Origin of the sequence: Anaerotignum sp. (assembly GCF_051877975.1) — a bacterium.
Classification (GTDB): domain Bacteria; phylum Bacillota; class Clostridia; order Lachnospirales; family Anaerotignaceae; genus Anaerotignum_A.
Map to the genome: position 1 here is coordinate 1 of NZ_JBJEJK010000047.1, position 7824 is coordinate 7824.

7 protein-coding genes are annotated in these 7824 nt (G+C 48.3%); all 7 read right to left on the minus strand.

Annotated elements, in window-relative coordinates; translation table 11 throughout:
* Positions 1 to 1347, minus strand: a 1347-nt coding sequence (locus tag ACI39P_RS07445) for a phage portal protein (protein ID WP_439720037.1), incomplete at its 3' end; no start/stop codon positions are given.
* A 17-nt stretch (positions 1348 to 1364) separates the two neighbouring features.
* Positions 1365 to 2603 carry a PBSX family phage terminase large subunit gene (locus tag ACI39P_RS07450; RefSeq protein ID WP_439720038.1) on the minus strand — a complete coding sequence of 413 codons (1239 nt, stop codon included), beginning with the start codon at positions 2601 to 2603 and terminating at the stop codon, positions 1365 to 1367.
* The gene (locus ACI39P_RS07455; protein ID WP_439720039.1) at positions 2600 to 3001 is read right to left on the minus strand and encodes a hypothetical protein; all 402 of its coding nucleotides are present in this window, start codon (positions 2999 to 3001) and stop codon (positions 2600 to 2602) included. The genes ACI39P_RS07450 and ACI39P_RS07455 overlap by 4 nt, the downstream gene beginning before the upstream one ends.
* 53 nt (positions 3002 to 3054) lie before the next feature.
* Positions 3055 to 3513 (minus strand): hypothetical protein, encoded by a 459-nt coding sequence (locus ACI39P_RS07460; RefSeq protein WP_439720040.1) that lies wholly within the window; start codon positions 3511 to 3513, stop codon positions 3055 to 3057.
* A 170-nt stretch (positions 3514 to 3683) separates the two neighbouring features.
* On the minus strand, positions 3684 to 4859 hold the full coding sequence (locus ACI39P_RS07465) for a LysM peptidoglycan-binding domain-containing protein (RefSeq protein ID WP_439720041.1): 1176 nt from the start codon (positions 4857 to 4859) through the stop codon (positions 3684 to 3686).
* A gap of 362 nt (positions 4860 to 5221) precedes the next feature.
* Entirely contained in the window at positions 5222 to 6802 is a 1581-nt protein-coding gene (gene cls / locus ACI39P_RS07470) for a cardiolipin synthase (RefSeq protein WP_439720042.1), read from the minus strand.
* Positions 6799 to 7473 carry a GTP pyrophosphokinase gene (locus tag ACI39P_RS07475; RefSeq protein ID WP_439720043.1) on the minus strand — a complete coding sequence of 225 codons (675 nt, stop codon included), beginning with the start codon at positions 7471 to 7473 and terminating at the stop codon, positions 6799 to 6801. Before ACI39P_RS07475 ends, cls begins: the two co-directional genes overlap by 4 nt.
* Between the last annotated feature and the right edge of the window lie 351 nt (positions 7474 to 7824).

The window sequence follows — 7824 nt, forward strand, 5'->3', positions numbered from 1 at the left end:
GATGCCCTTGCTTTCCGCAATAATCTGCATGGTCTCCAGGTCATCAGTAATGCCGTTGGTATTCAACGTGATCTGGATTTTTCTCCAGTCCCAGTCCGTGCCGTTTTCCCGATTCCAGTCCTCCACCACAAAGCGGAAAAACTCTTTTATGGCCTTCTTGATCTCCGGCACGATGCCGTTAATTTTCAGATAAAACATGGCATACTGGAATTTCAGTGCCACCCCGCTGGCGGCCTTGCTCCAATCGTCGCTGTCGGTGTCCACCCCCATACCAAAATGGAAAATATCCTTCCTGAGCATCTGCATCCAGTCCAGCCTGCCCTCCACAGGAAGCTGTACCTGCTTGGCCTCCACACTGCCGCTGCTGTCGCTGATCTGCACCGCCTTGTTCACCTGCAATTTTCGTGCCACTGCGCTGGCTGTCTCTCCGCCGTAGCCCTGAATCACCCAATACAGGTCTACCAAATCCAGCAGCGTATTTGTCCCTTCGCTGCTTACATAATCGTAAGCATCAATGAGCCCTTTCACTAGCTGCAAGTCCGTCATCTCCCTGTCATTGTTCCGCAGGGGAATAAAGGGCACTCTGCCCCAGCCATGCTCCACAGTCTCCCTTTCTTCTCCGTCCAGCAGCTCCGTCACCGTCCAGTGGCTGCTTTCCTTCTGCTTCAAAAATTCCCCGTCGCTGTTCTCCGTGTAATAGGTCACATTGTCACCTGTCCACCATTCCACACGCCGCTTGGTCTTTTCTCTGCCGCCTTCCAGTACCTGAATGTCATAATATCGAATGACTTCCTTGATATCCTGCTGATAGACCTCGTCGTAAACCGCAATAACCTCCTCCGCAGGCACAATGCAGTATCGGAATTCCCCCTTCTCATCGTAATAAACATGCAGATATTCCACGCCCTTGTTTGCCGCCCCAGTAATCCATTTCTGCAGCATGCTGTTGAAGCCCTCGTCAGCAAAGTCCGTCAGCATGGCCTCAAATTCCCTGCTTTCCTGCCCCCTTACGCTGATAGTCGGCTCTCTCCCCACCAGATAAGCCGTCTTTTGTGCCACCAACGCATGGTGGAACGGGTTCACGCAATGGTGATTGCTTCGGTTGGGGTTGAAAAACATCTGCATGCTTTCCTCCCCGTCTCTCCCCGTTTCGGAAATCGGGCTTCTGCGAAAATCCTTCTGCAAAATGTCGTGCTTCCCCTGATAATATCGCTCGCCCTCTTCCATCCTCTTTTTCTTGTCGCTGTTTTTGTCCTCCAGGATGATCTCCTTCAGAATATGGCTGTCGCTGAGGCTTTTCCCCGCCGCCAGCCTTGCTTTCAGCAGCTCCATTTCTGTGATAAACAATTCCCCTTCTCCTTTCTTTATCTGATTCGTACATGTCTCATGTCATCTTCCCGGCTGTAGCGCACCGCATCAATGGCATGATTTTCTCTGTCGGGGAATGCGGCCTTCCAGCCTCCCTTGCCATCCCCTTCGTATTCGTATCCGTAAAATTCCTTTGCCGTCTCCGGGCATCGCTTTGGGTCAATGATGATCTCCTCCAAATCCTGCAGCCACTTGATGCCGTAATACACGCTGTCAGGGCCCTTCTTTGCCCCCATGGCAGCCACCCCATAATCCCGCATCTCCGCAATGGATTTTGGCTCTGCGCTGTCGCAGATGACTGCCCTGTGGTTGGGATTCTCCTTCCCGATCTCCTCTGCCAGCCGTCGGTTGCTCATGCCTTGGGCTCGCAGTTCAAAGAAGATATACAGCCGCCTTCTGGTCTTGTCGTAGTGGTTCACCGTGTAATGCAGTGGGTCTACGGCATACCCCCAGTCCAGCCCGCGGCTGATTCTGTCAAAAGCAGCAATTTCTTCGTCGCTGATTTCCCGCAGGGTCAGGTTGCGGAAAACCTCTCCGCCGCCCCCCGTCACTTCCCCCAAGTATTCATGTCGGTAAGTCTCCGGGTGCCGCTTTCGGATATATTCCGCTTCTGCCAGAAATTGGCTCCCCAGCCATTCCTCCGGCATCTCTTTGTAGGTGCTGTGATGCACCAGCCTGTCCTCCCGTTCCTCCGCCATCTCCTGGTTCACCCAGCTTCTGGCGTGTTTGGGCGGGTTATAGCTGTAAAAAATGCGAAATTTTTCACCCCCTCGCATCAGGCTTTGGTTCAGGTTTCGTAATTCCTGCATCCCGCTAAATTCATCCACTTCTTCATACCAGATAAATTTGGCATATCCCCGCTGAAATTTGATGGATTTCAGCTTTCTCGGGTCATCGCATCCCCGAAAGAGTACCTTTTGCCCCGTGCTTTTCCGCACCAGTTCCATGGGGCTGATCTTTCGCTCCCATTCATCCTCCACGCCTAAAGCATGAATGGCCCATATCATCTGTTCGAAAACACTGTCCCGCAGATTCGCCGCCACCTTTCGCAGCACCACCCCATTGGCATCCTCGTCCTCCAACAGCCCCAGTATGATTTCAATGGAGAGAAACGAAGATTTTCCGCTGCCTCTCCCGCCTTTTAGCCAGTAATGGGTATGCTGTCCCTCTCGGATGTCCCTGTGCAGTCCATAGAAGCCCTTCCCGATGCATTGGCTCAGTCTTGTTGTTTTCATGGCAGGTCATCCACGATGATGATGGGGTTCTTTTCTTCCGTTTTTTTCTCCTTTTGGAACAGGCTTTCCCGCCTGCCCAAAAGCTCCGCTGCCTTCATCCGCATCTTCGGGTCATCATCTTCCCGCATCATTTCTGTCAGAAAGTAAAGGATTTCTTCCTTCTCCGCCACAGCTTTCTCCTCTTCCGCCTTCGGTGTGGCTGTTTCTCCCTGTGCCGTCTTTGTTTCCTTCTGCTTTTGTATCTCCTTCTGGATCTTCTCCATCCGCAGCATGTCGCCCACTGTTCTGCTGATGTTTCGATATCCCAATTGCTTCGCCGCATCTATGGGTTTCATCCCTCCGGCGCATAGCCTGCAAAATTCTTTCTGCCGTTCCGTTAGTGTTCTTCTCTCTGCCACATTTGCATCGCCTCCTTTCTCCACTGCTTCCTCAATATATCCCCCTCCGTGTCTTATGTAGTCTCATCCTTCTTCATCTGCAGCAGCTTTTCCAAAATTCTGTCCTGCATCCGAAATAGGGTTGCCCGGCTCATGTGCAGCTTCATCCCAATGAAATCAAAGCCCCATCCCTTCTCATATCGCATTCGGATGTATGCCTGCTCTTCCTCCGTCAATCTTTCCAGCAGCCTGTCCATCTTCTTCTTTTTTTCATAGATCTCTAAAACCTCCTGCTGCAGTTTTTTCATATCCCCCGTATACTCTCTGTCGATATCCGCCAGCATCTGCGCCACATCTGGAATATCGTTCCCTTCCAGCAGTTTTTTCTGTTCCTCCCGCAGCTTCTGAATCCGCTTCATCTCCTCCTGTTTCCGGCTGCATCGCTCCATGGCATTCCCCCAGTCCAGCAGCCGCAGCTTCATCCGTCCCTTGTCGCTATCCAATTCTCCCCTCACATATGCCTTCCAGCCCAAGCTTTTCTCCCCTTTCACCGCAAACATATATTCTTATTTTTTGAAATAAATAGAACATTTGTTCTGTTCTTTTTTACCATTTTCCTTATTCTTTTGTCAATCAAAAATTTTTTGTAACTCCTGCAAATAAAAAAGAACCCCAAGTCTTTTCAAACTTGAGGTTCTCTTTCTCATCCTTCCGGGATCCACAGTGCCTGCCCTTCATAGATCATGTCCGCATTTTTCAGCCCGTTGGCTTCCATGATCCGTGTGATCCCGCTGTTGTCTCCATAAAATTTTCTGCTGATATATCCTAAGCTGTCCCCGCTTTCCACGATGTATTTTTTGTTTGTCACCTTCTCTGTAGATGCAGGCTCCGTTGCTTCCTGCCTTTCCGCCTGCTGTACAGCAAATACACTTTGCACCTTCACCCCCTCAAAATCCTCTGCCAAGGTCTGATAAGAAGTCTGCACAGCCAGTAACTCCGTTTCTACCGTTCGCAGTCTGTCCATGCTCTGCATCATGGCAAGCCCCATGCAGACGCAGACCACACACAATACGCAGCTGACCGCGGCCAAGGTTCTGTCATGCTCCTTTTTTGCCTGTTCCACCTTTTTTTCTCTCTTCTGTAATACCCGTCGAATCTCCTTCGCTGCGTCCATTCGTTCTTCCGCCGTCGGCTTCCGTCTTTGCCGCACTCTCTCCGTTCCCGGTTCCTTGGGAAAATCCTCCTTCTGTCGACGGGGTTCCTCCTGCTCTCCCCCCTTGGGGCGGATCATGCTGTTTTCCAGCATATATTCCTGCATCTCCCGGTTCTTGTCATAATAAACAAAGTACCCTCTGGCCTGCCGCAGTCCGGTTCCGTCCTCATTGTAAATATAAAACGTATCCAGCTTGTCCATGGTATCCACCACAAACAGCACCTGCCATTTTTCTTTGAAATATTCCTTGTGGAAAACTTCATCCCGTGCCATCAAAAAGGCACCAAAGCTAGGCTGGCAATGAACCCATCCAACAAGCGCCATCCCCTTGAAATAGGTCTGCATCTGCCCGCCGATATATTCCCATGTTTCTTCGCTGAAGCATTCCACGCCGTTCTGCTGTACGGTTCCTTTCCCCTGAATCGCTCCGGAAATCACCAGCACATCCTGCCCTTCTATCTCGTAATGCTTCCCGATCAGTGCCGCCAGCTTTTCTTTTCCCCCGCCGCTTCTTCCGTATTGATACAGATATGTATAAACATAATCCTCCACGAATATCTTCACATGGTTCTCAATGCTCCCCATCTGCTTCGTTCGCGCAGGCATGGAAAATTCCTTCCCCGCCGTGCCATATAAATTGCTGTCGCCGTCAAAATAGTATTGCATGCTGCTTCCTCCTTTTGCGTTGTTCTTGTTACTCAGACTGAAAATCGTATCTTTCCATTCCTGTCTACAAAGATACCATTTCTTCTCTGCGTATCCTGTCAAACGCTGTCGCCCCAGTCCTTTTTTCATCAGCAAAAGCCGCTCTTTTTCGCTGTTGAAAAAAGAACGGCTCCATTTTTCCAAATAAAAAAAGCCGAAGAATCATTTTCATCATTCTCCGACTTATCCTCTGTCAAAATCCTAAAATATACTGGCAGGCGCACCACTGCGCTTTCCTCCCTGATGAGCCCGTTTCCAGAACCTCCCAGGCCCAGAAACTTCAGCCAACGCCTCCTGCCCCAACAGCCTGGCGGAATTTTTCCTTACATAAGAGGCGCCAGCACTTTCAACAGCCAGCCTCCCAGCCGCAGCAAAAGGGTGCCCTTCTTATGATTTTCCAGGGTAATTTCCTGACATTTCTCCAATGTCGCCTGAAAATCGTTCTCGATCGTCTCAATTTCATCTACCTGATACATAAAAGCAGCACATTCAAAATGCAGATACAAGCTTCTGTAATCCAGGTTAATGGTTCCCACCACTGCTTTTTCATCATCGCTGGTAAATACCTTTGCGTGAACAAAGCCGGGGGTATATTCATAGATCTTCACGCCTGCTTTCAGCAGCACAGGGTAATGGTTCTTTGCCAGGGCAAAGGCAAATTTCTTATCCGGCACATGAGGCAGGATCAGCTTCACATCCACGCCCCGTTTTGCCGCAAAGCTCAACGCCGTGATCATCCTTTGGTCGATAATCAGGTACGGCGTCATGATATGCACATAGTCTTTCGCCCGGTTCAGAATATCCATATAAACCGTTTCCCCGATCAACTCGTCATCAAAGGGACTGTCTCCATAGGGCATCACAAATCCTGCGGCCTGCTGGTTTTGTTCTGCCTTTTCCAGATAGGTTCCGTATTCCACCTGCTTCTCAGAAACGTTCCACATCTGTAAAAACATCATCGTCAGCCCCTGCACAGCGTCCCCCTTCAGCATCACTGCCGTATCCTTCCAATGGCCATACTTCACCACCCGGTTGATATATTCATCCCCAATGTTGATTCCTCCCGTAAAGCCCACCTTTCCGTCAATCACGAGGATCTTGCGGTGGTCACGGTTGTTGTAATGGGTGGAAAGGATCGGGTGAATTGGCGCAAACATTTTGCATTGCATCCCCTTGGCTTTCAATTCTTCCGGATATTTATAAGGCAGATCAAACATGGCACAAGTCCCGTCATACATCACCCGCACCTCAACGCCTGCTTTTGCCTTTTCCTCCAATATCTTCAGAATCTTCTCCCACATATATCCTTCCTTCAGTATAAAATATTCCATAAAAATAAATCTTTCTGCCTTTGCCAGTTCTTCCAGCATTGCTTCAAATTTATCCTCCCCCAGGGGGAAATATTTTACCTCGGTATTCTGATATACAGGAAAATTCCCATTTTTATGCACATATCTTGCCAATCTGGCTGTGCCCTTGTCCGCTTCTTCCAATGCCTGCAATACTTTTTCATCCTGCTGCACATAATCCTCTGTCAGCTTATAAATATTGCCCAGCCGTTTTTCCAAAACACGATAACCGGGCTGCATTTTCACATATAAATATAACGCCCCTCCCAGCAAAGGCAGCAGCATTGTGATAATGGTCCACATCAGTTTTGTCTCGGGGCTTTCTTCCCTGTTGATGATAATCAGCACAATGCACAGTGCCAAAACCATATAGCCCCCGAAGAGCATCGGGATGTATTGGCTGAAAAAGTTCACCAGGCAAAGCATCAATAAAATTTGAACCAGGAACAGCAAAACGATCACCATGGTTCGTCCATAAACTACCCGCATGGCACTTTGGCGTCCCTTTTGCAAAACAGTATTTTCTTCTAAGCCTTTCTTCTCTCTCCCGCTCATTCTCGGCTCGCCTCAATCCGATCTCTCAATGCCTGCATCCGCAGATCCAGCATACTGCTGGCTTCCGCGCATTTCCGCAGTTCCCTGGAAATGTCTTCCGCATTTTCGATATTTTTCTTGTATTTCAGCTTATGTTCCAGGCTTGCCCAGAAATCCATGGCAATCGTTCTAAATTGCACTTCCACCTTCATATCCTTCTTTTCATTGGATAAAAAAATAGGAATTTCCAAAATCAAATGCAGGCTTCTGTATCCATTTGGCTTCGGGTTCACAATATAATCCTTTACTTCCAATACTCTGATATCATCCTGATTGGTCAGCATTTTTGCTGTTACATAAATATCATCCGGAAAAGAACAGATCACACGAATCCCCGCAACGTCTGCTAGGTTTTCTTCAATCCCCTTCACGCTCATCTCATAGCCCTTTCGCTGCATCTTCTCAATAATGCTCTGGGGAGATTTGATTCTGCTTTTGATGGATTCAAAAGGATTCCGGTTATTTTTCATGGTAAATTCTGCATTCAAAACATTCAGCTTTGTTTCCACTTCCATCAGAGCACATCTGTATTGCATCATCAGTTCCATAAAAGACCTCGCCTGTTCCAGCAGTACATCAGGAAATTCAGATGTCACTATTGTTTCCAAGTCGAATTCTTTTTTCAATTCCATGCCATTTACCTCCTTTTCCATTATGGTAACCAGTATATCATATCCCCCGAATTTTGTCTATTTTCTGTTTATTTTGTCGTCTTGCAGCCGCCCATAACTATATGAACCTCCATAAAAATCATCGAATCCAAAAACATTTGAAAAGCTTTGCCTTTTTTCCGCTTTGCAAATAATTGTTAAAATGAAAAAACTCCCGTCCCCACAAGTGGGACGGGAGCCGTTTATTTCTAAATTGGGTTTCTCCGTTTTAGAAAAATTAGCTGTTTGCTTTTTCTGCTTTGTATTTTCTTACAGCGTCAGCCAGTTTAGGCAGGATCTGTTTCAGGTCGCCAACGATACCCAGGTCAGCTA